Origin of the sequence: Oscillatoria nigro-viridis PCC 7112 (assembly GCF_000317475.1) — a bacterium.
GTDB lineage: Bacteria > Cyanobacteriota > Cyanobacteriia > Cyanobacteriales > Microcoleaceae > Microcoleus > Microcoleus nigroviridis.
This window is the reverse complement of the sequence record NC_019729.1, coordinates 1,372,531-1,394,770: the sequence shown is the minus strand read 5'-3', so window position 1 is coordinate 1,394,770 and position 22,240 is coordinate 1,372,531. Positions and strand designations below refer to the sequence as shown.

Genomic DNA, 22,240 nt, shown 5'->3' with positions numbered 1-22,240 from the left:
TTTGTAGGGGCGGGTTCACCAACAATAATCGCCCCAAAACAAACAATCTCAAAAACCAGCCCCCACCCAACTTTCCAAGCCAAATGTACGTTCAGATTTACGGTGGGGTGGGGGCTGGTTTATATGAATTGTCGGTCATTGTTATGTATGGTTTGTGAATCCGCCCCTACAACGTGGTGGTAATTCGAGCGATATCAATATACACAATACCCGTAGATACCGTAGGGTGCGCCGCCACAGATAATCTACTTTCCAAGCTCTAAAATCTAGCAGCTACGCACCATACCAGGGGCGGGTTGTACCCGAAATATCGATCGGTAGCTAAAGATATCGATCAACCCGCCGCCCACAGACTTAAGGAAACAGTTGCGAAATCTGAACTTCTATTTCGGGAAAGACCAGCATTGACAAAACATCATCTTCATTAAATACTGTTTCTTGTCGGTAGTTTGCCTCGCCCGGTTCGCGAAAAACATAAACTTGCCGCGTGTTAACATCAAGTATCCAATAATCAGTAATTCCCGCCTTAGCATAAGCCGTTGCTTTCCGCTTGCGGTCTGTTTCTAAAGTCGTGTCAGCTATTTCTATTAATAAGAAAATATTGTCTGGTGCGGGATGACAATCTTGGTACAGCCGAGGGTCAATTTGCACGCTCAGCAATATCCGGTTCTGGTTCTGAATTTATACTTAGAGTAACCGGGTCTTGGATGCGAATTAAAGCAAGTCCTGCCAGCAGATTTCTGAGATAGTCGGCTGCACAGAGGTTAGTTGCTGCGTGGGGAGGATTTTTTGCACTGCTTGAAATAATTTGCCCGTCAATTAATTCGACTCGTTCATCGGGATTGAGAATGCCTGTTTCGGTCATGCGGCGGTATTCGTCTACAGTCCACAAGCGTAAATCTGTTACAGTCATTGCACAATTTCTTTTGGCGATATTATCTATTATCCTAAAGGCCGAAACCGTTTTTTTATCAAAATACTGGATAATAGACTTTAACAATGGTAAAAAACCCGGTTTCTTTGGTATAGTCCGGGACTACTTTAAATCCAAAATCCCCAATCTAAAATCTAAAATCTAAAATCTAAAATCTAAAATTGTTAGGTCAGCAATCTAGATTTAGCTGTAATTGCTCCCACACACCACAAAATGGCATTGACAATTTCCGATCGCTGAATATCTTCTGCGTCTAAAAAACTTGCAAACTCTTCCTCAATATTCAAATGGTCTGCAAAATCATAAAGTATGCGCTTGTATTCAGTTGGCATCGGTATTAAAGTAGCTTTCACTAAATCGAAAAGTGCGTTCAAACAGTTGAGGATAGTAGCTGATTCGTCAAAATCTTCGGCATCGAGCAAGTACAGCGTTTCTGCAATGTCGCAAATAGCGTCTATTTGTGTGGGTGGCTTTCCCAGTTCGCTGACATCGATATTGCACAATTGGAGAGCGTTAATCGCTAGTTCTGGACGGGTAAAAAATACAAGTTGACCGCCGGCTACTAAGGGCGGCTCTTGTTCTCCATAGACAATTAGAGTATATAGATTTGGTATTTCGGTGCTGGGGTCGATCCGGAAACCGAACAGCCACAACAATTTTTCTGTATTTGGGTTCGCTGTTTGCAGTGTTGTTGGGAAAATTTTGGGTTCTGACATGAATTTTTCATCCCTATAATACGCTCTTAAACTCGGTTGATAGGCAAGTTTTTGGTGTTATAAATCTCGAGACGAGCCGGATTAATAAGGCAAGAGTGCGTCATCTTTTTCCTGTAAATTTTGCTGGATTATGTCGCAGCATTCGGCAACAGTTGCTCTATTTTCCATTGCTGCTACTAGGGCTTCGTAAGCTGATTTGTGGCTTTCTAGCAGGTTTTTGGCTCGCAGCAAACCCCAGTTTTGTTTGAGTTGAATCTCGGAACTGGGACGGCGCAGTTGTGTTAAAATTGCACTAATTTTTGTGCGGTCTTCTGCTCCTCCTTCTGCACTGCCGTAAACAAATTTTTCGGCGACTATTCCGGCCATCCACACGGTGCAGTATTGGTCTAAAAGTTGGGCGGAAAGAGTGCCATTTTGGAGTTGGGATGCTAATTGTTCGTCTTCAAATCGGACGCCGCCTTGGGCGGTTTGGCCTTGTTTAAAGGCTTCCCAAGCGTTGAGGGCGTAGCTGGTTACGGGAATTCCCAACAGGTACGCGACTAGGAAGTGTCCGGCTTCGTGGTGAAGGATACGATCGCGCTTTTCTTTGGAAGTTCCCCCCAGCCAATCTAATAAAATAGTACCGCCTTGACCTTGCCACTGGAAACTGTCAAGGGTGGCTAGCCCCAACAGGCAAAAAGTGGCGATCGCAGGTACGGCTTCGGGCAAGTTGAATAGGGGCCCCAACAATATTGAAACGGTGATGGCAAAGATAGAAATAGCGATAATATTCAAAGAAGTGTCTTTCATAATGGCGAATGGGTAACTGGGAATTGGTAATGGGTAATTTGTAATAGGGAATTGGTAATGGGAATGGGTTTTAGAGGTAAACTCAGGTACGATCGCGCGATCGGTTTGGCAGCGTCGGGTCGATCGCACGACCTGGGACTTCCGGCAAAAACACCACCTTCCAGTTTGACTGAAAATTGTCCCTCTGAAGCCACCGATATTAAAAAGATATTAAAATAAATCAAAGTCCAGTAAAAGTGTTAGTGGAATCATTCATGTCAGTTTTGGCAGCGATCGCAGTTTTAGGTATCTTGATTGTCGTTCACGAACTCGGCCACTTCCTGGCGGCGAGACTTCAACACATCCACGTCAACCGCTTCTCCATCGGTTTCGGGCCCATCCTGTGGAAGTACCAAGGCCCGGAAACTGAATACGCCCTCCGCGCCTTTCCCCTGGGAGGTTTCGTGGGTTTCCCGGACGACGATCCCGACAGTACAATTCCCCCAAATGACCCGAATTTGCTCAAAAATCGCCCCGTGCTCGATCGGGCGATCGTCATTAGTGCAGGGGTAATTGCCAACTTAATTTTTGCTTATTTCCTGCTGGTAGTGCAATTGAGCACTGTCGGCGCTGCACAAATGAACTACCTACCGGGAGTTAAAGTCCCCGAAGTCGCCGCCGAAGTCAGTTCGGCCGCGAAACAAGCGGGAATTCGATCGGGCGACGTTGTTCTGTCTGTTGACGGCAAGGAATTGGGCGCTTCCGGCGAAGCAATCAAATTATTGGTCACAGCAATCCAAGATCATCCCAACCAACCCCTAGCTTTGGAAATTCAGCGCCAAGAACAAAAATTTGTGGTGACTGTAATTCCTGAAGAGTCGCCCGACGGCAAAGGTCGCATTGGCGTGCAGCTAACTTCTAACGGCACTGTGGTGCGGCAGAGGGCCCCAATTGTAGAGGCGTTTAGCAAGGCCGCTACAGAATTTGAGCGGATTGTGGTGCTGACGGTTCAAGGTTTTGGGCAGTTATTTAGCAATTTCAGCCAAACTGCCGACAAGTTGTCCGGGCCTGTGGCGATTGTGGCGATTGGTGCAGGTATTGCCAAATCGGATGCTGCGAGTTTGTTTCAGTATGCTGTGCTAATTAGCATCAATTTGGCTGTGATTAATATCTTGCCTTTACCTGCTTTAGATGGCGGCCAGCTAGCTTTTCTGTTCATAGAAGGACTGCGGGGCAAGCCTCTGCCGAACCGCATTCAGGAAAATTTTATGCAGACTGGTTTGGTGTTGTTGCTGGGTTTGGGAGTTTTCTTGATTATTCGCGATACTGCTAATTTGGCTGGGTTTGATTTGCGAAATTTCATGCAATAGTAAATGAAGGAACAAGGAAGAAGGAAGAAGGAATAAGGAAGAATTATGTCTAGTTTTCCGTTTTCATATTTTCCTATTTTTCCCTCTTCTTTTTTCCTACGCCAGCGAGGTATAGCCTCTGGTTATGGGTTCCCCGGTCCTGCCTGGGAAGCAGTTAAAAACCAATAATAAATGACTAATGACTACTGATATCTAGTCCGATCGATTGACCGTAATATCCCGGCCGGGCGGGTTTTTGAGATTGGAGATTGTTGGCAGATATTGGCAGGTTTACCCGCCCCTACCAGATTTCGGGCGAAGCGAAGCGGAGGGAATCGACCGGACATAATATGATTACTGACTAATGACTAATGACTGCTGACTAATGATTAAAAAGTTAAGTTTAAAACAACGATCGCTCGAAATTCTGATTCGCCTCAAACGCCTCTATCCAGAAGCTCCTTGTACTCTCAACTACGAAACTCCCGTGCAGTTGCTGGTGGCGACGATTCTTTCGGCTCAGTGTACGGACGATCGAGTAAATTTGGTAACGCCGGCTTTGTTTAAGCGTTTCCCCGATGCGGTGGCTTTGGCAAATGCTGATATAGAAGAACTCGAAAGTCTCGTGCGATCGACTGGTTTCTACCGGAATAAGTCTAAAAATATTAAAGGTGCTTGTCAGGCGATCGTCAATAAATTTAACAATCAAGTGCCGCAGCGGATGGAACTGCTGCTAGAATTGCCCGGAGTTGCCCGCAAAACTGCTAATGTCGTTCTCGCCCACGCTTTTGGTATTAATATGGGCGTGACCGTAGACACTCACGTCAAACGTTTGAGTCAGCGGTTGGGATTGACCGAACATACCGATCCTACAAGGATCGAGCGGGATTTGATGATATTGTTGCCGCAGCCGGATTGGGAAAATTGGTCGATTCGGTTGGTTTATCACGGCAGGGCAGTTTGTAATGCGAGAAATCCGGCTTGCAATATTTGCAAACTTGCAGATTTGTGCCCTTCTGCTAATAGTTAGGTGTTGCACCAAGGTTAAGTACAGGCAAGATGCCTGTTGCTAAAAATGTTGAGTGATTGTGGAACAGGCAAGATGCCTGTTGCTAAAAATGTTGAGTGATTGTGGAACAGGCAAGATGCCTGTTGCTAAAAATGTTGAGCTATTGTGGAACAGGCAAGATGCCTGTTGCTAAAAATGTTGAGTGATTGTGGAACAGGCATCTTGCCTGTTGCTAAAAATGTTGAGCTATTGTGGAACAGGCATCTTGCCTGTTGCTAAAAATGTTGAGTGATTGTGGAACAGGCATCTTGCCTGTTGCTAAAAATGTTGAGTGATTGTGGAACAGGCATCTTGCCTGTTGCTAAAAATGTTGAGCTATTGTGGAACAGGCATCTTGCCTGTTGCTAAAAATGTTGAGTGATTGTGGAACAGGCATCTTGCCTGTTGCTAAAAATGTTGAGCTATTGTGGAACAGGCATCTTGCCTGTTGCTAAAAATGTTGAGTGATTGTGGAACAGGCATCTTGCCTGTTGCTAAAAATGTTGAGTGATTGTGGAACAGGCATCTTGCCTGTTGCTAAAAATGTTGAGTGATTGTGGAACAGGCATCTTGCCTGTTGCTAAAAATGTTGAGTGATTGTGGAACAGGCATCTTGCCTGTTGCTAAAAATCTTGTTGACAAAAGAAATAATTCAAATAAAAGCGATCCGAAATCACCAAAATATAGTACAATAGTAGATTGTGATTAATCTAAGGATATCAACAGATTATGGCTAAAAAGAGCATGGTCGAGCGCGAGAAAAAGCGCCAGAGACTCGTAGACAAGTACGCCGACAAGCGGGAAGACCTGAAAGAGCAGTTTGACCAAGCTAGCAATCAGATGGACAAAATGGCGATTCACCGCCAACTGCAACAGCTACCCCGCAGCAGTTCGCGGACTCGCTTGCGGAACCGCTGCTGGGCAACTGGACGGCCCAGAGGTTACTATCGTGACTTCGGACTGTCTCGCAACATGATGCGAGAAATGGCTCACGAAGGTCTTTTGCCCGGTGTTGTGAAGTCTAGCTGGTAGCACGAAGGAAGAAGGAAGTTCGGCAACGGATTCTGTAACGGATGTAACGGATGTAACGGATGTAACGGATGTAACGGATGTCAGGAAGAAGGAAGAAGGAAGAAAAAAACTCACAATTAATCGGCAGGATTAGGTTTGGGGTTGATTTTTGTTTCAGACTTATGAGTTAAATTTTCCTCCTTCTTGCTTCACTGACCGCAGCATTTATCGATGCCGAGACTTTCGAGTAACAAGTCGCTGACGGCATTGGCGATCGCAAATTCGCCGTAGAAGCTTTTAGAAAAATCATAAGCCTGCATTTCGGTGACGATCGCAATTACGAGGCTGCCCACGTCATTTTCGCCTTCCATGCGCTGGCGGACATAGATTTGGGCAGCTCTTTTAGCTATTTGCTGGTTGGCTGCTTCTGGGATAAACTCGGAATCTAGCCATGCCAGCAGCGTTTCTTGGAGCCATTGGCCTTCTTGTTCGGGGTTTTTGGCGGGCGGTAAGGTAATAGGTTCGATGGTTTCAGACATGATTATTCCTAATTGCTAATGTTGACTTTGAAAAGTTAACTGAGAAATGACAACTGATAAATATATGCAATATGATATACCGACAATTATACAAGGATACGCGCAAGGCTATTTCTTGATGGCAAATGACGGGGAGGAAAGTTTGGGGTGGTATTCGAGCCGTCAGCGGGCGCTGATTCCCCTGGATGAAAGATTTACCTATCCGAAATCCCTGCGCCGCCAACTCAATCAAAATCGGTTTTCGGTGGCTGTGAACCGCGATTTTGGGGCGGTGGTTGAGGGTTGTGCCGATCGCGAAACGACTTGGATTTCTAAGCAGCTCAAGCAGATTTACTGGGGTTTGTATGAGGCCGGTTGGGCTTACAGCTTCGAGACTTGGTGCGGGGACGAATTGGCGGGCGGTATTCTCGGATTGTCGATCGGCGGTGCGTTTATTGGGGAGTCGATGTTTTACCGAATTCCCGAGGGTTCTAAGGTGGCGATGGTGAAGTTGGTGGAGAGATTGCGCGATCGATCTTATCTACTTTTCGACGCTCAAATGAACAATCCGCACTTGGAAAGATTCGGAGCTTATACTGTTAAGGAAAAACTGTACAACACTCTTTTACAAGCAGCTTTGAAGCGCCGCTGCTCGCTATTTTAAATATTTCGTTACTAGATATTTTGTTGCGGTTTCCGGCGCGGGTAGCTGCTTCAAACAATAGTATAATTAAGCTGAGATACTTCTCGGAGACAACCGCTATGCAACTCTCAACCGAAGAAATCATTTATCCCTCCAGCGACGGTCAACCGATGGCAGATAGCACAATTCAATACAAATTAATTGTCACAATCAAAGAAGGTTGCGAGTCACTGTTCAAAGATGACCAAAACGTGTTTATAGCCGCCGATTTACTGTGGTATCCAGTTGAAGGTAGACCAGATATTTCTCAAGCGCCCGATGTAATGGTGGTATTTGGGAGGCCAAAGGGCGATCGGCGTTCCTATATACAACATCGAGAGGAAAATCTTGCTCCTCAAGTCGTGTTTGAGATTCGCTCCCACAACGACAGCCAAACCAAAATGAATAAGAAACTTTCATTTTACCAGCGTCATGGAGTTGAGGAGTATTACCTTTACGATCCCGAAACAAATGAATTAGAAGGCTGGCAAAGACTTGAGGGAATCTTAGAAGTAATTGAACCGATGGAGGGCTGGAGAAGTCCAAGATTGGGAGTGCGGTTTGAGTTGGAATCGGAAGGTTTAGAAATTTATCGACCTGATGGACAAAAGTTTCTTTCCTATTCCGAATTAGATGAACAGCGAGAATTAGAGCGACGGCGGGCAGAACAACAATTTCAGCGTGCAGAACAACAATTTCAGCGTGCAGAAGAAGCCTCGCAGCGGGCAGAAGAAGCCTCGCAGCGGGCCGAACAAGAAGCTCAAAAAGCCGAACGTTTAGCCGCCAAACTGCGCGAATTGAACATCGATCCTGACAGCATCTAAGCTCGAACTAGGAGAATAAACCCGGTTTGTCAAAGAAATCGGGTTTCTGGGGATTGCAGTTATTTACTTTTTTCAGGGCGAACGGGGATATTTGGTCGATCGCCCCCCAGCTAAAATCACCTATACTACAATGTATAATACATAGAGTGGAGCCAAAATCCTTGGAGCTCAGAAAAATCCGAATCGAGGCCCCTTGAATGTGCCAAAATGTTCAAGCAAACATTAGTAAATCCTACACGGAGTAATTGTTGTGGATTCCAGATATAACCCCCAATCCATAGAAGAAAAATGGCAGCAGGCATGGGCTGAGCAAAACTTAGACCAGATGCCAGAAGATACGCAAAAGCCTAAATTTTATGCCTTATCCATGTTCCCCTATCCGTCGGGAAACCTGCACATGGGGCACGTCCGCAACTACACAATCATCGATGTAATTGCCAGACTCAAGCGAATGCAAGGCTATCGGGTATTGAATCCGATGGGATGGGACGCTTTTGGTTTGCCCGCAGAAAATGCAGCCATCGAGCGAGGAATTCCCCCCGCACAATGGACTTATCAAAACATTGCCCAAATGAAAGGCTTATTTCGCCGGCTGGGTATTTCTTTCGACTGGACAAAAGAAGTTACAACTTGTTCTCCCGATTATTATCGGTGGACTCAATGGATTTTCTTGCAATTTTTAGAAGCTGGATTAGCATATCAAAAAGAAGCCGCAGTTAATTGGGACCCGATCGACCAAACAGTCTTAGCAAACGAACAAGTAGATAACGAAGGTCGTTCCTGGCGTTCCGGTGCCAAAGTCGAGCGCAAATTATTGCGGCAGTGGTTCCTCAAAATTACCGATTATGCCGAACAGTTATTAAACGACTTAGACAAATTGCCCGATTGGCCTGAAAGAGTCAAATTAATGCAAGCCAACTGGATCGGCAAATCAGTCGGTGCTTACTTGGAATTTCCGATTGTCGGCATGGATGAAAAAATCGCCGTTTTCACCACACGTCCCGATACAGTTTACGGCGTCAGTTACCTTGTTTTAGCGCCGGAACATCCACTAACTCAGCGCGTGACAACCGAAGACAGAAAAGCCGCCGTAGAAACCTTCATCAAAGAAGTGGCAGCCCAAAGCGAGATCGATCGCACAGCCGAAGACAAACCAAAGCGCGGCATCCCCACAGGCGGCAAAGCAATCAATCCTTTCAACGGTGAAGAAATTCCCATTTGGATCGCCGATTATGTGCTGTACGAATACGGCACCGGCGCAGTTATGGGAGTACCAGCCCACGACACGCGAGATTTCAAATTTGCCAATCAATATCAACTGCCAATTAAAGTAGTAATTGTGGATGATGATGAGATTCCGCTGACCGAAGCTTACACAGAAGCAGGAATTATGATTAATTCCGAAAGCTTCAACGGCATGGATTCAATTAAAGGCAAAGCAGCGATTATTCACCATGCCGAAAATGCAGGTTATGGCAAAGCCCGAATCCAATACCGCTTGAGAGATTGGTTAATTTCTAGACAGCGTTATTGGGGCGCTCCGATTCCCGTAATTCACTGTCCCAACTGCGGCACAGTACCCGTACCTCAATCAGATTTGCCCGTATTGTTGCCGGAAAATGTAGAATTTACTGGCAAAGGTTCGCCCTTGGCAAAGATGGAAGAATGGGTAAACGTTCCTTGTCCGAGTTGCGGCACTCCGGCGAAGCGGGAAACAGATACGATGGATACTTTTATCGATTCTTCGTGGTATTTCTTGCGCTATCCCGATGCTCAAAATCAACAGCAAGTCTTCGACAGTGCGAAAACAAATGATTGGATGCCGGTAGACCAATATGTCGGCGGCATCGAACACGCCATCTTGCACTTACTGTATTCGCGGTTCTTTACGAAGGTTTTGCGCGATCGGGGTTTGATCGATTGCGACGAACCATTTAAACGCCTGTTAACTCAAGGCATGGTACAAGCAATGGCCTACAAAAATCCTGTTACTGGCAAATACGTTCCCCCAGCAGATATAGACCCCGCAAATCCAAAAGATCCTCAAACTGGCGAAGTTTTGGAAGTCTTTTACGAGAAGATGTCCAAATCAAAATATAATGGCGTTGACCCCTTGGAAGTTATGGGCAAATATGGGGTAGATACGGCGCGGATGTTTATTTTATTCAAAGCACCGCCCGAGAAGGATTTGGAGTGGGACGACGCCGATGTGGAAGGGCAATTTCGCTTTTTAAATCGCGTTTGGCGCTTGGTAACAGAGTTTTGTGGGGCAGGCATCTTGCCTGCTACCGAAGTACCGGGGACGGGCGGGACGCCCATCCCACAATTAAATAGTCCCGACAATTTGGAAAGCCAGAATTTGAGCAAAATTGAGAAGGATTTGCGGCGGGCAATTCACACTGCAATTAAGGAAGTTAGCGACGATTTGGAGGGTGATTATCAGTTCAATACTGCTGTTTCTGAAATGATGAAACTCAGCAATGCTTTGAATGATGCCAAATGTAAAAATTCGCCAATTTATGCAGAAGGAATTAACACTTTGATTCGCTTGTTAGCGCCTTTTGCGCCGCATATTGCTGATGAATTGTGGCACAATACTGGTAACAGTGAATCGGTACACGTGCAAACTTGGCCGACTGTCGATCCATCTGCATTAGTTACCGATGAAATTACGCTGGTAATTCAAGTTATGGGCAAGACTCGCGGCACAATTCAAGTGCCTTCAGGTGCTGATAAAGCTGCTTTGGAAAAGTTTGCTCGCGAGTCGGAATTGGCCAAGCGTCACCTGGAAGGTAAGGAGATTAAAAAGGTAATTGTGGTGCCTGGAAAGTTGGTTAATTTCGTGGTAGCTTGAGGAGTGTAAAAGTCGCTACCTGTAGGCAACGTATCGCTTCTCCACAAACACAACCTAATCTCCTTTAAAAAAAATATAGGGCAACTATTATTTACTGTGAGAGTAGACAAGTTGCCCTTTTTTAACTAACTTTAAGGGAATTTTAGGATTGTTTAGGGGCTCGTTTCTTAGCCTCACCTTTTCTTCCCATTCTTTAAATTTAGGTTCCAGCATTTCAGGTGTAAGTTTATAAATCTCTTTGAGAGTTATGCCTTCATACAGTCCAATATACCAAGCTTCTACTCTGCGATACTTTTCAAGTATAATTTCATTCAAATGATGGTGAGTAGTGACCCCACCACTTCTATTGAGAGCAATATTTATTGTTTTAAGTTCGTATTCTTTTCCTTCAGCATCAATAGCATCGTTTCCTTCACGTCCAGGTGATATCCGCAGCCCTAAAAGGATTAATAACTGTAAAGTCTTTCCCCCGTTATCTTGAAAAATATCCGCAATACCATATTCACTCGCCAGATTTTGCAATTCTTGGATGCTTTTCATAGCATTTTCTAGCCGTTTAGCATCTGAAATGCGTTCTGCTTCCGTGGTAACAGCCTCTTCAACAGGCTCTACAACTGACGGAGAAACAGGTTCAGCTATCAGGGTGCTAATGAGAGCTGTACTCTCGCCGCTTTGGCTAAAACTGATTAAATAAGTAGCGGGTACATCGAGCGCTTCAGCTAGAGCGAAAATGACTTCAAAGGATGGCGATCTTTCACCGCGTTCCAATAAGCTGATATAGTCAGTAGTCTTGTCTATGAGTTCTGCTAACTCGTCCTGTGTCATCCTTTTTTCTCTGCGTAACTGACTTACCTTGGCCGCAAATTGTTGTCTGGCTTCTTTGTAATTCATACCCCTCACAATTGATAAAAACGAACTGAAAGTTCGCTTTGTGAATGGTACGAAGAATTTATACACTATACAACGTACTGAAAGTACGGATTTAGTAAAACTGAAAGTACGGATTTAGATATAATGACAGTAGGCTGTGTCTGTTGTACCTTAAACTAATATAAATTAAGCATGAGTAACATTTTGCCCGCCCCAATTTACACCACCCAATACGGTCAATCTTATTTGGGAGATTCTCTTCATCTCCTGAATAGTCTGGCTAGCAATTCTGTAGATTTGGTGATTACATCCCCTCCTTTTGCATTGCAACGCCAAAAGAGTTATGGAAATGAAGATCAAGATTTATATGTTGATTGGCTGCTGGGCTTTGCTCCTGAAATTAAAAGAGTTCTCAAGGATACTGGAAGTTTTGTTATAGACCTTGGAGGTGCTTATCAAAAAGGAATACCTGTACGATCGCTGTATAATTACCGCGTGCTTATTAGGTTATGCGACGAGTATCGATTTAAACTTGCTCAAGAGTTTTTCTGGTTTAATCCTTCCAAACTTCCATCTCCTATAGAGTGGGTGAATAAAAAGAAAATCCGGGCTAAAGATTCTGTGAATACTGTTTGGTGGCTTTCCAAAACGAATCAGCCTCAAGCGAATATTACTAAAGTCAAAGTAGAGTATTCTGAGAGAATGAAAAAACTTTTGAAAAATGCTGAGGAATTTTACACGCCCAAAGAACGCCCTTCCGGTCACAATATTAGCGATCGATTTTCCAAAGATAATGGAGGTGCTATTCCATCTAATTTGCTAGAAATTTCTAATTCGGAAAGTAATTCTCAATACTTGCGTTGGTGCAAAGAGTTTAATGTTAAGGCGCATCCGGCACGTTTTCCCCAAAAATTACCGTCATTTTTTATAAATTTTCTTACTGAACCGGGAGACTTGGTAGTAGATATTTTTTCTGGTTCTAATACTACGGGTTATGCAGCAGAACAATTATTAAGAAACTGGATAAGCTTTGAAAAAGAAAAACAATATGTTGCTGCATCAATATTTAGATTTTTGCCTCAAGAATCTTTTGGCGAAGCGGATACAATATACAACCAATTGTTAACTGAGGAAGCATCAGGATTGATTTTACCTCAAACTAGGCTACTTTTTGAAGTTAATAATTATTCTTTTTAATTGAATCAAACGGTCGAGTTTTTATTGGAGTTACCACAATGCTCGCAATACAAAATAGATACAGACATTGTTTGCAATTGCTATTTTTAATAGGAAAAATTTGGGCGATCGCCTACATTGCTTCCTGTATACTCTTGTTTTTTCTACAAACTCGTTTGATCTTTCAGCCAACACCTGCCATCGCCAAAACACCGGATGCTTTTAACATCCCTTACCAAGAAGTTTGGTTGCCAGTTAAAACTCGATCGCGCAAAATTGAAAAACTTCACGGTTGGTGGCTGCCCGCCGCAAATCGAGAATCATTAGGAAGTCTATTGTACCTGCACGGCAGGGGTTTGAACATCGGTGCTAATATCAATCAATCTTACCGCTTTCGGCAATTGGGTTTTTCGGTATTGCTGATTGATTACCGGGGCTACGGCCGCAGTCAAGGCAACTTTCCCAGCGAATATCGGATATATGAAGATGCGGAAACCGCTTATAATTATTTAGTGAAACAGCGGCAATTGTCACCCAGCGAAATCTTTTTGTACGGTCATTCAATGGGTGGTGCTGTTGCTGTGGAATTAGCGATCGCACATCCGCAAGCTGCGGGATTAATTGTTCAAAGTTCGTTCACTTCAATGCTGGATATGGTAGAACGCTACAGTATAATGCGGCTGTTTCCGGTGCGGCTGCTGCTGACACAAAAATTTGATTCTTTGGCTAAGGTTAAATTGCTGCGAATTCCGGTTTTGTTCGCCCACGGGACTGCTGACCCTTTGATTCCCAGTGGGATGAGTAAAAAGTTGTATGCTGCTTCTCCTGAACCTAAGAAAATTTTACTTGTTCCTAATGCTAAGCACAATAATGGAGATGTTTTTTTTAACAGTAGCGAATACAGTCAAACTATTGTTGATTTTGCCGATAATTATAGAATGAGATGAATGCAAATTACGCTCGATCTCTGTCAATTATTTGTACTTGATCTCCAAATTCTAGCTGCAAGACTGATTGAGCGCTGCCGCCATTAACTGCAATTTCTACCCAACCGTCAGAACCAGTTATGGCAATTAAATCGCCCGGTTCGCTGTCGCTGTAGGTTTTACCGCTGGGGATGCGAATTATATCAGAACTATTGCTAATTGTTACTGACCAATTGTTACCTGTAATGCAATTATTGGGGATATTAGTAATTAGATTGCCAAAGCGATCGACATATTGAATGCAGCCTGCTGCACCTGTGGCTGTAACGGCACAATTTGGTATCTCTAAGGCTACTAAACTTGCAGGGTCGATCGCATCTCCCAACTCTTCCAACAGCACCCCGTTCGCCAAGTGAGCGCCCGCTGCAGCGAAAATATCGCGACCGTGAAAAGTGCTGCTGGGTTGAGGTGTTCGCCAGTATTTGGGGTTGGTGAGTTCGACAGATGCGATCGCACTTTCCCGACTCAACACCCCGCTAAACAACCCGTTATCGGGCCCGACAAGAAAGCAATTAGCACATTTAATCGCAACAGGGCGTCTCTTGCTTCCCACCCCCGGATCGACGACAGCAATATGTACGGTTTCCGGCGGAAAATAAGCAAAAGCAGTCATCAAACAAAACCTCGCCGCTGCAATATTTTGAGATGGTATTTGGTGCGTAATGTCAATGACTTTTAACTGCGGGTTAATTTGGGCGATCGCACCTTTCATCACTCCTGCATAAACATCACTTAATCCAAAATCCGTCAGTAGAGTTATAATTCTATTTTTAGACATATATGCAAAGGTAAAAATATGGTATCACAATGGGAAAACTTTCTGCAAAACTTGGGAGAATGGCACGGTTCCTTTACCCAGTTATCGGCGCGAGGAGAGGTACTTCAAGATACTCCTAGCATTATTTCTCTCGAAGGTTTGAATGACAACAAAACCGTGCGATTGAAACTCCGTCGGTTTTCCCCAAATCCCAGCGGTGTCGGCGAACCCAAAGTGAGCGAACTTGTTCGAGAATATCAGGGTTTGGGACGAGATATCTTGTTTTTTGAGAATGGAGCTTTTTGTCAGGGAACTATTCAACTAGCGCCTTATTCTGAGTGCGGTGCCGAGTTTGGTTTTATCTACAATTATCGCCGGTTGCGCTTCGTTCAGCTCTACAATACCGGCGGCAATTTATCAAATCTTACCTTAATTCGGGAAAAGCAGCTTGATAAAAATGTCCCCGAACGTCCGCCTTTAACAGTTGACGATTTGCTGGGAGAGTGGCAGGGCGAGGCCGTGACAATGTATCCAGATTCGCGTTCTCCTGACTTTTATTCTACCAAGATGCAATTGCATTTAGAAAGTAGGGATCGCCTAGTGCAGAAAATTACTTTTGGCAGTAATGCTACTGTTATCACTTCTAGCGCCACCATAGACGGTTCAGTTCTGCACTTTAACGAAGGTGCTTCGCCGGTGCAAGTTGTGCTGGTTCCTGACGGCGGTTCTTGCACTTTACCTGTCAAGATTGAATCCAGAAAACCTATATTTTTCGAGGCCGGTTGGTTGGTAGAACCTGACTTGCGGTTTCGGATGATTCGCAGCTACAATGAGCGGGGTGAATGGGTAAGTTTAACTTTAGTTACTGAACGCAAAGTTAGTCCTTAATTTTGTAGGGGCGGGTTCACCAACAATTTTTAATTCCATCCCAAATATTAATAAACCCGCCCCCACCCAACCAATAAATTTTGATTGCGGAACAGGTTTGTCGGTATCTAGGATGGGTGGGGCGGGTTTGTTAATTCTGCTATTTCATGATATAAACTTTGGTGAACCCGCCCCTACCAATCTGGGTATTTTTGCGAATGTTATTCGGCGGATTTTGTTTCCTGGGTTTGCGATTGAATCACGGCACTCCAGTCATCATTGTTAACAGCAGCTTCCAGATGTTGGTGTCGTTCGCCGTCACTTTTGGCGGCTGTTTCTAACTCTTTGGTAAGAGTGGAATCTGCCATTGCTTTCCGCAATTTCAGCTTCTTTTCCTCATAAGCTTTTTGTTCATCCGCAGACATTGCCGATCGCGCTGCTTGGCCTACCGTAGCCGCCCACATTTCACTTTCCGCACCGTTTCCAGGTGGAATGCTGCCAATTTCTGCTATCCAAGCATCCCGCAAACTTTCCATTTCTTCCCGCTTCGGGAATTTGAAAGTTTGCACGCGCAGGAAAGCACAATTTTCGGCTCCGTTTTGGGCGATGTGACCGTTGATTGAAAGCAGGATATTTCGCGAATAACCTATAAATTGAGTGTTGCGGGAAGTGTCCATTACAGCGTAAACACCGGCGACTTTCGCGTTAGTTGCCAAATCGCGCCATGTATCGATCGACATTACTTGCGTGCCGTCATTTTCTAATTCAGAAATAGCGACCGCTGCGCTGTGTTCTGAGTCGGAACTGTATAAAAAATTGTGCAGTCCTTCATGGGCGACAGGTACGTTTTGATGTTCAATTGCTACGTCTCGCTCGGCATTCACTTGATTAGCTTCCATTAAATTCAATTCCTCAAAAGATGTCAACTTTACTCATTAAATCCCGCTTTCAGAGGTGGGCAAGATGCCCAACCCCTACTGCCCACAATCAAGTTCTGTTTGTGGAACAGGCATCTTGCCTGTTCTATTGTTTTTTTGCCCTTATATAGCAATCCTCGCATCATTTGTGTGTGTAATTTTTGTAGGGTAAACCGCCCGTGGTTGCCCCCATAAGGTCGGGGTAGGCAAAGAAAGGCACTACCCCTAAATCTTTGTACGACTCCTGCAAGGATTGCTATATACTTAACTTACGGCAATTTGTTGCAATTCCTCGTCAGTCAATTTAACTTCGAGCGCCTGCACAGAGTCTTCAATACTCGATACTTTTGTCGCACCGGGAATCGGAACGATGCAGGGCGATTGGGCCATCAACCAAGCTAATACTATACAGTAAACTGAAACGTTTTTTTCTGCTGCTAATTTGGCGATCGCGGGCATATCTTGCAAGCTGGTGGCGCGGCGGCTTCCTCCTAAAGGGCTCCAAGGAAAAAATGTCAGTTTTTCGGTTTCGCAATATTCCAAAACGCCGTCTGATTCTGGCTGTCTGTGCCAAGGATTGTATTGATTCTGAACAGAGACAATTTCTACTGTATCGCGGGCGCGTTCGATCTGCTCTACAGAAAAGTTGGAAACTCCAATAAATCGAATCATTCCTGCTTCTACTGCTTCTTTTGCAGGTGCTAGGGCTGCTTCGATGGTATAAGCGGGATCTGGCGAGTGATATTGCCAAAGGTCGATCGGTTTCTGGCCGCCCAATGCTTCAAAACTTTCCCGAATTGTCTTGCGTAAATGGTGGGGGTTGCCATTGCGCGTCCACGCACCTTGAGGCCGCATTAAGCCGCCTTTAGTGGCCACAGTAACTGCCCGAGTATCTCCGGTGTACTGTTCCAAAGCTTTGGCAATCAGTTGCTCATTGTGGTGTTTGTCGAATTCATCCTGGCAGTAGGAATCTGCGGTGTCAATTAGGGTGACACCCAAATCGAGGGCGCGGTGAATTACTGCAATTGATTGCGATTCTGGCGGCCGGTTGCTTAAGGACATTGGCATACCTCCAAGACCGATCGCGCTGATAGTAAAATTACTGTTCCCCAGTTTTTTTCTTTTCATTGGTTTGCCTTCATTTGCGTAGTTTATTTCCAGTTTACCTTTCCAGGATAGGTTGAAATCTTACATTTATTTAACTATCTAAGTAAATAGAAACAAATATTTTTTAGATAAGCTGTTTGGCCTTAAAAATGTATATTTCCATTCCCTATTCCCCCCGTGTCAAATCCTCTCCCTCTCAAACATAATAGACAATCTAGATGTGCAGCAGCCAACCCTACCTACTTCACTAGCTGGAAGCGCTGGTGTAAAAGCGGAGTGCAAACTGCCAGAAGTAGCGGGAGAAAAATAACAGCCCGATCGCCAATATTCCCGCCCCTGCGATCCAAACGATTTCACCTCTTCCCAGCATGGCTTCTGCCGGCACAGTCGTCAAGAAGGCAACGGGAACTACGAAAGTGAAGAAAAATCGATAAGCAGCAGGATAAGCTGCCATGGGAAATCTACCCGCTTCTAACAATCCTTCGAGAACTTCGGTGACATTGTAAATTTTGACAAACCAAATGCTGGTTGCCCCTAACATAAACCATATACTGTAAAGAGTAATAGTTCCGAATAACAGCGGTATTGCTGTTAAAAAATAGTTGCCGATTGCTACTCCCAATTTGTTAGCAGCATACAGCAGCAATACGGTGCCCAAGATTAAATCGGGGATTCCCCAAGGCGAAACTGTGTTTGCAGACAGCCAGAATTGGGAACTGATGGGTTTGAGGAGTACGAAATCGAGAGTACCTTGCTGGACTCGATCGACAATACGGCTGAGATTAGGTGCTAGAAACGTTGACGAAAACCCCTGCAAAATCGTAAAAATACCTAGTATAACTAAAGCCTCTTCCCATTTCCACCCAGAAAACGTGTAACCGGTACGGTAGAACAAAAACAGCCCAAACAAGCTGCCCGCAAGATTGCCGAGGCTGCTGATGGCCGCGAGCACAAAGTTGATTCGGTATTCTAGTTCCGCTGCGATCGCCGCACCCCAGAACAATTTCAGTACGTGCAAATATCGTCCCATGTTTGTCGCCATTTTTTGCCGTGTAAATGCTTAGATTTCATCCTATTGTAAAGCTTGTGTGAAGTTAACTGCTGTACTGGCCGATCTTTTCACTATAATTTTAAATTATTGAGATCCCTTAGTTAAGTAGTTTTACTAACACGCCATATTAACTTATATAACAATATTTAAACAAAAATTACCATAAAAATTACAATTATTAATTTCAGTCCATCTTAAGCCAATATCTTTTGGCAATTATTAAGAATAATTGATTTTTTCACACCAAGAATCGCTTGATTAATTGGAAATACTAATATGTTAAAGTTCTTAAGTTTATAAAGATTTGACAAATATCTAACCCTAGGGTGGGTGACGGTGAAAAATGATTGTACCGCAGCCCTTTACTATTGACTCTCACGCACCGCTTTACCTGGGGAATATTTTTCTTACCAGCAGCAGGATTCTGGGGGAGATTTTTCTCGCCAGTGGCAGGATACGCAGTATCAACAGGCTGAATATTAAACCGAAAAGCAAACTCCCGATCGTCGTTGCCGCTAAGGGATGAAGCGGGAGGAAAAAAATCAGGTTGCCATTTAATCGGTGTATCTTTGATTAGGGGATAGCCGGCCCAAAAGATTTGTCCGCAGCCGATCGCAGTTCCGACAAAAAGATGATATTCTCAAGTTGGCGAGATCGCTTTTTCTCTTTGTCTTCATTCTTCCTGCCGATTTCCATTTGTTCTCGATCGCGCTCTTTCTGCTATTGTTCCTTTTGCTTGTATAATTCTATTTGTTCGCGATCGCGCTGACCTTCCCTCTCTTCCTGTTCCCGTTTCAATTCCACCTGTTCGATTGCCACCATCCCGCGAATTGTGGATATTGTCTGCTGGAACAAATCTTGATTAGCAATCAGGTAGTTTAAGAATTTTTCAATTTGGCTTTGATATTTGCGCGATCGCAAACTGAGGAACTTCTGCAAAAACACCAGTTGCCGCCTTCAATGGAGAGACTTTTAATTTTAACATAACTTTAGACCTAATTTTCCGCATTAACATCAACAGTATTGCGATCTGCCTCCCCACAGCAAACAAGCTTCCTATCATTTAAGGAGATAGTGGAAGAAGCGAGTCAATATTGGCTAGGGCAAAATTGAGAAAGTATTCTGTCCGCGATATCAGTTGTTCGGCATCGGTTTCTGTTATAATTAAAGTCAGTGAAGGAGTCGCCTCCTCCACTGCTCTCCAAAACGGAACGTGATAGTTTCCCATCATTCCGCTCCTCAATAAAACGGCTGTTGTCATCAGTACGTCATTACCAACATATCGTTTTCCCAAGCCCAAAGGCTTGGTTCCACTGGTGGCTTAGGTTTAGCACTTTTGCAGCTAGATTTGTTACCAAGACTGCCATCATTGGCAGTCTTTGTGTCGTGGCAATGTCGATGGAGTAGCTGCCAATTATCATACGATTCCTTTCCACCTTTCGATTTGGGGGCGATGTGGTCAACCTCTATCGAATCTCCATCTTTGAAGTAGTTATCGCAGTGAGCGCATTTCCCTTTTTGTCGCTTGAGTAGTTTGGCTACTCTTACGGGTATTTCTGGGTGTACTCCCATTCTTGAACTCCAATATATCCAGTCACCGTCATAGGGTGATGCCATCCCTTTTACTTTTACATAGCGCTTTATTTCAGTGGAACTATGTTGTATGAGCTTTAGAGGATTGTTACCCTCTCCGGTTGCGAACACCCAGTTATTGCCTTCTACGGTTTTGAAGTATTTAAGGCGTGTCCATCCTCTGCCCTTGTTCCTATGACGATGGCGACCCCATTTGAGAAGCTTCCAAACCACTAAGTGCCACAGCCTATCAAATATTTTCTTGCTGACGACTGTTGAGAAGTAGTTACACCAACCCCTAATGATAGGATTGAGATTTTTTATTAAAGTCGCTTGGTTTAACCCACGCGATTTATTTATTACTTCCGCAACTTTTCTGTAGTGCCTTTTCTGACTTTCCTTGCTAGGGCTGATAATAGTTTTAAAGCCCAATAAAGTGCCTCTAGTTCCCTTACTTGAGTTGTGTTTTCCTACTGGAAACTGCCTGATGTTGAATCCTAGAAAGTTAAATCCAGGTTTTTCATCATCTAGTTTATTCAGGGTGTGGGCTAATCTTGTTTTACTCGGCTTTAATTCTAACCCAATGTCACTTAACCACTTCTCTATCTCAACCTTACACAGCTTCACAACTTCTACATCCTCATGGAGAACTACGAAATCGTCCGCATATCGTATCAGTGAAATCGATTTGATTTTGTCTCGTAATCCATAAGTATGACCACGAGAGTCTCTCATCTCGAATTTTGGGGCTAAACCCATAATCAATTCCTCAATCCCATGTAAGGCGACATTGGCAAGTAGAGGTGAAATCACCCCGCCCTGTGGTGTCCCTTCATCAGTTGGGAACAGCTTGTTTCCATCCATAACACCAGCTTTTAACCAAGCCCGGATTTGTCTCCGTAGGGTAGGATAGGTATTTAATTTTGAGAGAAGTACATCATGGTTAATGCGGTCGAAGCATTTACTGATATCGGCATCCAGCACATATTTTGATTTCTGACTTACCGCACTGAATATTGCTCCTATTGCATCGTGGCACGAGCGTCCTGGTCTGAACCCGTATGAGTTAGGTTCAAATCGCGCTTCCCATTCTGGTTCTAACACCAGTTTGACTAACGCTTGCAAGGCTCGGTCTTCCATTGTCGGTATGCCTAACGGTCTTTCCTCATCTGTCCCTGGTTTGGGTATCCAAACTCGGCGTGTTGGCTTAACCTTTGAACCCAATGATATTTTATCTATCAGTGCGAGACGTTGCTTTGGGGTCAGCGATTTAACACCGTCCACGCCTGCCGTCTTCTTTCCTTGATTATCTTGTGTTACCCGACGAACCGATAATGCTTTTGCTGCCCAAGAACTTATCAACAGTTTCTGGAGTCTGCGTACTAGCTTGACATCACCACGATTAGACGCTTGATATATCCGCTTTTGCAATTTAAAAACGTTACGCTCTAGCTTTCGCCAGTTGATATCGTTCCATTCATACATCGGTTTTTCTACCGTGTTCATAACATATTCATTGCTACTTGTAGCTATACCATCCGTATTACCGTAAGTCCGTTAGCATATCCTCACCATTGCAGTGAGGCGTTGGCTTTTGACTCAATCTCTACCACCTGTTACCTGGAAGTCCAGATGTTTCGTCTTAGCTGACTGCTCGAAGTATTCGACCTCTTCGAGAGTAATCAGGTGGGTTACTTCGTTCCTCATAACCATTGGTCTGTTCCGTTAGGATGTCACCTCTTCACCGAGTTTTTGGGTAACGTAGGTATGTCGGGCAAAATTCTCATACCACCCTGTACTAATGCCCTTTTGGGACTACCAGCGCATAAAGCCTTATTTCGCTGGTTCGCCGTAACGGTGATTCAGGCAGTGACTTCGCATTTGCTATCCGTAGGAACTTGCTCACGGGATACCACTTTTAGGCTAGTGGCTCTTTCCGCTTTTATCTCCGCTTCACCGATTGATGGCTAGTCTCTACAGTGGGAGATATGCTTTCACCTCTACGTCTGAGGGGCAGGACTTATCGTTTTCTAGGATACTAACGCTCACCTGCAAGGTTATGAAGTTGTCATCTACAAGGGATTAAAGTGCGAACTCAATCCTCATGGATTACCCTGTAGAAGCCAGTCATCCCCCAATTTCTCGGTTTCGACTGAACGAATCGCACTTTGGAGCGACATTATAATCCAATGCGGTTCAGTTAAGCTCGATCTCCCTGGCGCCTAGGGCGGGC

The 22,240-nt window shown here is 44.5% G+C and carries 25 protein-coding genes; 11 read left to right on the top strand and 14 right to left on the bottom strand.

Annotation, left to right across the window (positions count from 1 at the left end; all coding sequences use genetic code 11):
- Positions 1–354 precede the first annotated feature (354 nt).
- The 4 genes from OSC7112_RS41655 to OSC7112_RS05980 form a co-directional block, all read right to left on the bottom strand.
- Complete coding sequence (locus OSC7112_RS41655; protein WP_263053587.1) at positions 355–651, bottom strand: Uma2 family endonuclease; 297 nt, start codon at positions 649–651, stop codon at positions 355–357.
- Positions 641–913: a Uma2 family endonuclease gene (locus OSC7112_RS41650; protein ID WP_263053586.1), complete on the bottom strand. Its 273-nt coding sequence runs from the start codon at positions 911–913 to the stop codon at positions 641–643. The genes OSC7112_RS41655 and OSC7112_RS41650 overlap by 11 nt, the downstream gene beginning before the upstream one ends.
- Before the next feature lie 185 nt (positions 914–1,098).
- The gene (locus tag OSC7112_RS05985; RefSeq protein ID WP_015175066.1) at positions 1,099–1,650 is read right to left on the bottom strand and encodes a hypothetical protein; all 552 of its coding nucleotides are present in this window, start codon (positions 1,648–1,650) and stop codon (positions 1,099–1,101) included.
- An 81-nt stretch (positions 1,651–1,731) separates the two neighbouring features.
- The gene (locus tag OSC7112_RS05980; RefSeq protein WP_015175065.1) at positions 1,732–2,439 is read right to left on the bottom strand and encodes a hypothetical protein; all 708 of its coding nucleotides are present in this window, start codon (positions 2,437–2,439) and stop codon (positions 1,732–1,734) included.
- Positions 2,440–2,496: 57 nt separating this feature from the next.
- On the opposite strand from OSC7112_RS05980, the gene OSC7112_RS39420 reads away from it, so the two are divergent.
- From OSC7112_RS39420 to rpsN, 4 genes are all read left to right on the top strand, one after another.
- A complete protein-coding gene (locus tag OSC7112_RS39420) occupies positions 2,497–2,658 on the top strand; it encodes a hypothetical protein (RefSeq protein WP_015175064.1) in 162 nt (53 codons plus the stop codon).
- A 35-nt stretch (positions 2,659–2,693) separates the two neighbouring features.
- On the top strand, positions 2,694–3,788 hold the full coding sequence (gene rseP / locus OSC7112_RS05975; protein ID WP_015175063.1) for an RIP metalloprotease RseP: 1,095 nt from the start codon (positions 2,694–2,696) through the stop codon (positions 3,786–3,788).
- 364 nt (positions 3,789–4,152) lie between these two features.
- The gene (nth, locus tag OSC7112_RS05970; protein ID WP_015175061.1) at positions 4,153–4,797 is read left to right on the top strand and encodes an endonuclease III; all 645 of its coding nucleotides are present in this window, start codon (positions 4,153–4,155) and stop codon (positions 4,795–4,797) included.
- 747 nt (positions 4,798–5,544) lie between these two features.
- Positions 5,545–5,847 carry a 30S ribosomal protein S14 gene (rpsN, locus tag OSC7112_RS05965; protein WP_015175060.1) on the top strand — a complete coding sequence of 101 codons (303 nt, stop codon included), beginning with the start codon at positions 5,545–5,547 and terminating at the stop codon, positions 5,845–5,847.
- Positions 5,848–6,035: 188 nt separating this feature from the next.
- On the opposite strand, the gene OSC7112_RS05960 is transcribed toward rpsN, so the two are convergent.
- Positions 6,036–6,365 carry a DUF8822 family protein gene (locus OSC7112_RS05960; RefSeq protein WP_015175059.1) on the bottom strand — a complete coding sequence of 110 codons (330 nt, stop codon included), beginning with the start codon at positions 6,363–6,365 and terminating at the stop codon, positions 6,036–6,038.
- Positions 6,366–6,411: 46 nt separating this feature from the next.
- On the opposite strand from OSC7112_RS05960, the gene aat reads away from it, so the two are divergent.
- The 3 genes from aat (at position 6,412) to leuS (ending at position 10,704) form a co-directional block, all read left to right on the top strand.
- A complete protein-coding gene (gene aat, locus OSC7112_RS05955) occupies positions 6,412–7,008 on the top strand; it encodes a leucyl/phenylalanyl-tRNA--protein transferase (RefSeq protein WP_015175058.1) in 597 nt (198 codons plus the stop codon).
- A gap of 98 nt (positions 7,009–7,106) precedes the next feature.
- Entirely contained in the window at positions 7,107–7,850 is a 744-nt protein-coding gene (locus OSC7112_RS05950; protein WP_015175057.1) for a Uma2 family endonuclease, read from the top strand.
- 250 nt (positions 7,851–8,100) lie between these two features.
- Positions 8,101–10,704, top strand: coding sequence for a leucine--tRNA ligase (leuS, locus tag OSC7112_RS05945; protein WP_015175056.1), 2,604 nt, complete (start codon positions 8,101–8,103; stop codon positions 10,702–10,704).
- Between the two features lie 87 nt (positions 10,705–10,791).
- On the opposite strand, the gene OSC7112_RS05940 is transcribed toward leuS, so the two are convergent.
- Positions 10,792–11,595, bottom strand: coding sequence for a helix-turn-helix domain-containing protein (locus OSC7112_RS05940; RefSeq protein WP_015175055.1), 804 nt, complete (start codon positions 11,593–11,595; stop codon positions 10,792–10,794).
- Positions 11,596–11,820: 225 nt separating this feature from the next.
- Here OSC7112_RS05940 and OSC7112_RS05935 point away from each other — a divergent pair, with 225 nt between their 5' ends.
- Positions 11,821–12,771 (top strand): DNA-methyltransferase, encoded by a 951-nt coding sequence (locus tag OSC7112_RS05935; protein WP_223300769.1) that lies wholly within the window; start codon positions 11,821–11,823, stop codon positions 12,769–12,771.
- 38 nt (positions 12,772–12,809) lie between these two features.
- Positions 12,810–13,697, top strand: a complete 888-nt coding sequence (locus OSC7112_RS05930; protein ID WP_015175053.1) for an alpha/beta hydrolase — start codon at positions 12,810–12,812, stop codon at positions 13,695–13,697.
- Between the two features lie 7 nt (positions 13,698–13,704).
- Here the strand turns inward: OSC7112_RS05930 and OSC7112_RS05925 are convergent, their stop codons facing one another.
- Positions 13,705–14,514 carry an SAM hydrolase/SAM-dependent halogenase family protein gene (locus OSC7112_RS05925; protein WP_015175052.1) on the bottom strand — a complete coding sequence of 270 codons (810 nt, stop codon included), beginning with the start codon at positions 14,512–14,514 and terminating at the stop codon, positions 13,705–13,707.
- An 18-nt stretch (positions 14,515–14,532) separates the two neighbouring features.
- Between OSC7112_RS05925 and OSC7112_RS05920 the strand changes: the two genes are divergently transcribed.
- Positions 14,533–15,381, top strand: coding sequence for a DUF3598 family protein (locus OSC7112_RS05920; RefSeq protein WP_015175051.1), 849 nt, complete (start codon positions 14,533–14,535; stop codon positions 15,379–15,381).
- A 200-nt stretch (positions 15,382–15,581) separates the two neighbouring features.
- Here OSC7112_RS05920 and OSC7112_RS05915 read toward each other — a convergent pair whose 3' ends face one another.
- From OSC7112_RS05915 to OSC7112_RS05905, 3 genes are all read right to left on the bottom strand, one after another.
- Positions 15,582–16,259, bottom strand: coding sequence for a GIY-YIG nuclease family protein (locus OSC7112_RS05915; protein ID WP_015175050.1), 678 nt, complete (start codon positions 16,257–16,259; stop codon positions 15,582–15,584).
- Between the two features lie 282 nt (positions 16,260–16,541).
- The gene (locus OSC7112_RS05910) at positions 16,542–17,405 is read right to left on the bottom strand and encodes an aldo/keto reductase (RefSeq protein WP_015175049.1); all 864 of its coding nucleotides are present in this window, start codon (positions 17,403–17,405) and stop codon (positions 16,542–16,544) included.
- Between the two features lie 226 nt (positions 17,406–17,631).
- Positions 17,632–18,426 carry an ABC transporter permease gene (locus OSC7112_RS05905; RefSeq protein ID WP_015175048.1) on the bottom strand — a complete coding sequence of 265 codons (795 nt, stop codon included), beginning with the start codon at positions 18,424–18,426 and terminating at the stop codon, positions 17,632–17,634.
- A 352-nt stretch (positions 18,427–18,778) separates the two neighbouring features.
- On the opposite strand from OSC7112_RS05905, the gene OSC7112_RS39415 reads away from it, so the two are divergent.
- Positions 18,779–18,961 (top strand): hypothetical protein, encoded by a 183-nt coding sequence (locus tag OSC7112_RS39415; RefSeq protein WP_041622392.1) that lies wholly within the window; start codon positions 18,779–18,781, stop codon positions 18,959–18,961.
- A 47-nt stretch (positions 18,962–19,008) separates the two neighbouring features.
- On the opposite strand, the gene OSC7112_RS41645 is transcribed toward OSC7112_RS39415, so the two are convergent.
- From OSC7112_RS41645 to ltrA, 4 genes are all read right to left on the bottom strand, one after another.
- Positions 19,009–19,131, bottom strand: a complete 123-nt coding sequence (locus OSC7112_RS41645) for a hypothetical protein (protein WP_263053585.1) — start codon at positions 19,129–19,131, stop codon at positions 19,009–19,011.
- Between the two features lie 24 nt (positions 19,132–19,155).
- On the bottom strand, positions 19,156–19,374 hold the full coding sequence (locus OSC7112_RS39410) for a hypothetical protein (RefSeq protein ID WP_190274335.1): 219 nt from the start codon (positions 19,372–19,374) through the stop codon (positions 19,156–19,158).
- Positions 19,375–19,498: 124 nt separating this feature from the next.
- Entirely contained in the window at positions 19,499–19,696 is a 198-nt protein-coding gene (locus tag OSC7112_RS39405; protein WP_015175047.1) for a hypothetical protein, read from the bottom strand.
- Positions 19,696–21,513: a group II intron reverse transcriptase/maturase gene (ltrA, locus tag OSC7112_RS05885; RefSeq protein WP_015174099.1), complete on the bottom strand. Its 1,818-nt coding sequence runs from the start codon at positions 21,511–21,513 to the stop codon at positions 19,696–19,698. The genes OSC7112_RS39405 and ltrA overlap by 1 nt, the downstream gene beginning before the upstream one ends.
- Positions 21,514–22,240 lie beyond the last annotated feature (727 nt).

What these genes read in the sequence shown, in the direction of transcription:
- OSC7112_RS05960 (WP_015175059.1), bottom strand. Translation starts at nt 6,365, where the DNA reads ATGTCTGAAACCATCGAACCTATTACCTTACCGCCCGCCAAAAACCCC.
- OSC7112_RS05985 (WP_015175066.1), bottom strand. Translation starts at nt 1,650, where the DNA reads ATGTCAGAACCCAAAATTTTCCCAACAACACTGCAAACAGCGAACCCA.
- OSC7112_RS05980 (WP_015175065.1), bottom strand. Translation starts at nt 2,439, where the DNA reads ATGAAAGACACTTCTTTGAATATTATCGCTATTTCTATCTTTGCCATC.
- OSC7112_RS05920 (WP_015175051.1), top strand. Translation starts at nt 14,533, where the DNA reads ATGGTATCACAATGGGAAAACTTTCTGCAAAACTTGGGAGAATGGCAC.
- OSC7112_RS05925 (WP_015175052.1), bottom strand. Translation starts at nt 14,514, where the DNA reads ATGTCTAAAAATAGAATTATAACTCTACTGACGGATTTTGGATTAAGT.
- OSC7112_RS41645 (WP_263053585.1), bottom strand. Translation starts at nt 19,131, where the DNA reads ATGGAAATCGGCAGGAAGAATGAAGACAAAGAGAAAAAGCGATCTCGC.
- rseP (WP_015175063.1), top strand. Translation starts at nt 2,694, where the DNA reads ATGTCAGTTTTGGCAGCGATCGCAGTTTTAGGTATCTTGATTGTCGTT.
- OSC7112_RS39415 (WP_041622392.1), top strand. Translation starts at nt 18,779, where the DNA reads ATGATTGTACCGCAGCCCTTTACTATTGACTCTCACGCACCGCTTTAC.
- OSC7112_RS39405 (WP_015175047.1), bottom strand. Translation starts at nt 19,696, where the DNA reads ATGACAACAGCCGTTTTATTGAGGAGCGGAATGATGGGAAACTATCAC.
- ltrA (WP_015174099.1), bottom strand. Translation starts at nt 21,513, where the DNA reads ATGAACACGGTAGAAAAACCGATGTATGAATGGAACGATATCAACTGG.
- nth (WP_015175061.1), top strand. Translation starts at nt 4,153, where the DNA reads ATGATTAAAAAGTTAAGTTTAAAACAACGATCGCTCGAAATTCTGATT.
- OSC7112_RS05930 (WP_015175053.1), top strand. Translation starts at nt 12,810, where the DNA reads ATGCTCGCAATACAAAATAGATACAGACATTGTTTGCAATTGCTATTT.
- aat (WP_015175058.1), top strand. Translation starts at nt 6,412, where the DNA reads ATGACAACTGATAAATATATGCAATATGATATACCGACAATTATACAA.
- OSC7112_RS05950 (WP_015175057.1), top strand. Translation starts at nt 7,107, where the DNA reads ATGCAACTCTCAACCGAAGAAATCATTTATCCCTCCAGCGACGGTCAA.
- OSC7112_RS05905 (WP_015175048.1), bottom strand. Translation starts at nt 18,426, where the DNA reads ATGGCGACAAACATGGGACGATATTTGCACGTACTGAAATTGTTCTGG.
- OSC7112_RS39420 (WP_015175064.1), top strand. Translation starts at nt 2,497, where the DNA reads ATGGGAATGGGTTTTAGAGGTAAACTCAGGTACGATCGCGCGATCGGT.
- OSC7112_RS05940 (WP_015175055.1), bottom strand. Translation starts at nt 11,595, where the DNA reads ATGAATTACAAAGAAGCCAGACAACAATTTGCGGCCAAGGTAAGTCAG.
- OSC7112_RS05915 (WP_015175050.1), bottom strand. Translation starts at nt 16,259, where the DNA reads ATGGAAGCTAATCAAGTGAATGCCGAGCGAGACGTAGCAATTGAACAT.
- rpsN (WP_015175060.1), top strand. Translation starts at nt 5,545, where the DNA reads ATGGCTAAAAAGAGCATGGTCGAGCGCGAGAAAAAGCGCCAGAGACTC.
- OSC7112_RS05910 (WP_015175049.1), bottom strand. Translation starts at nt 17,405, where the DNA reads ATGAAAAGAAAAAAACTGGGGAACAGTAATTTTACTATCAGCGCGATC.
- OSC7112_RS41650 (WP_263053586.1), bottom strand. Translation starts at nt 913, where the DNA reads ATGACTGTAACAGATTTACGCTTGTGGACTGTAGACGAATACCGCCGC.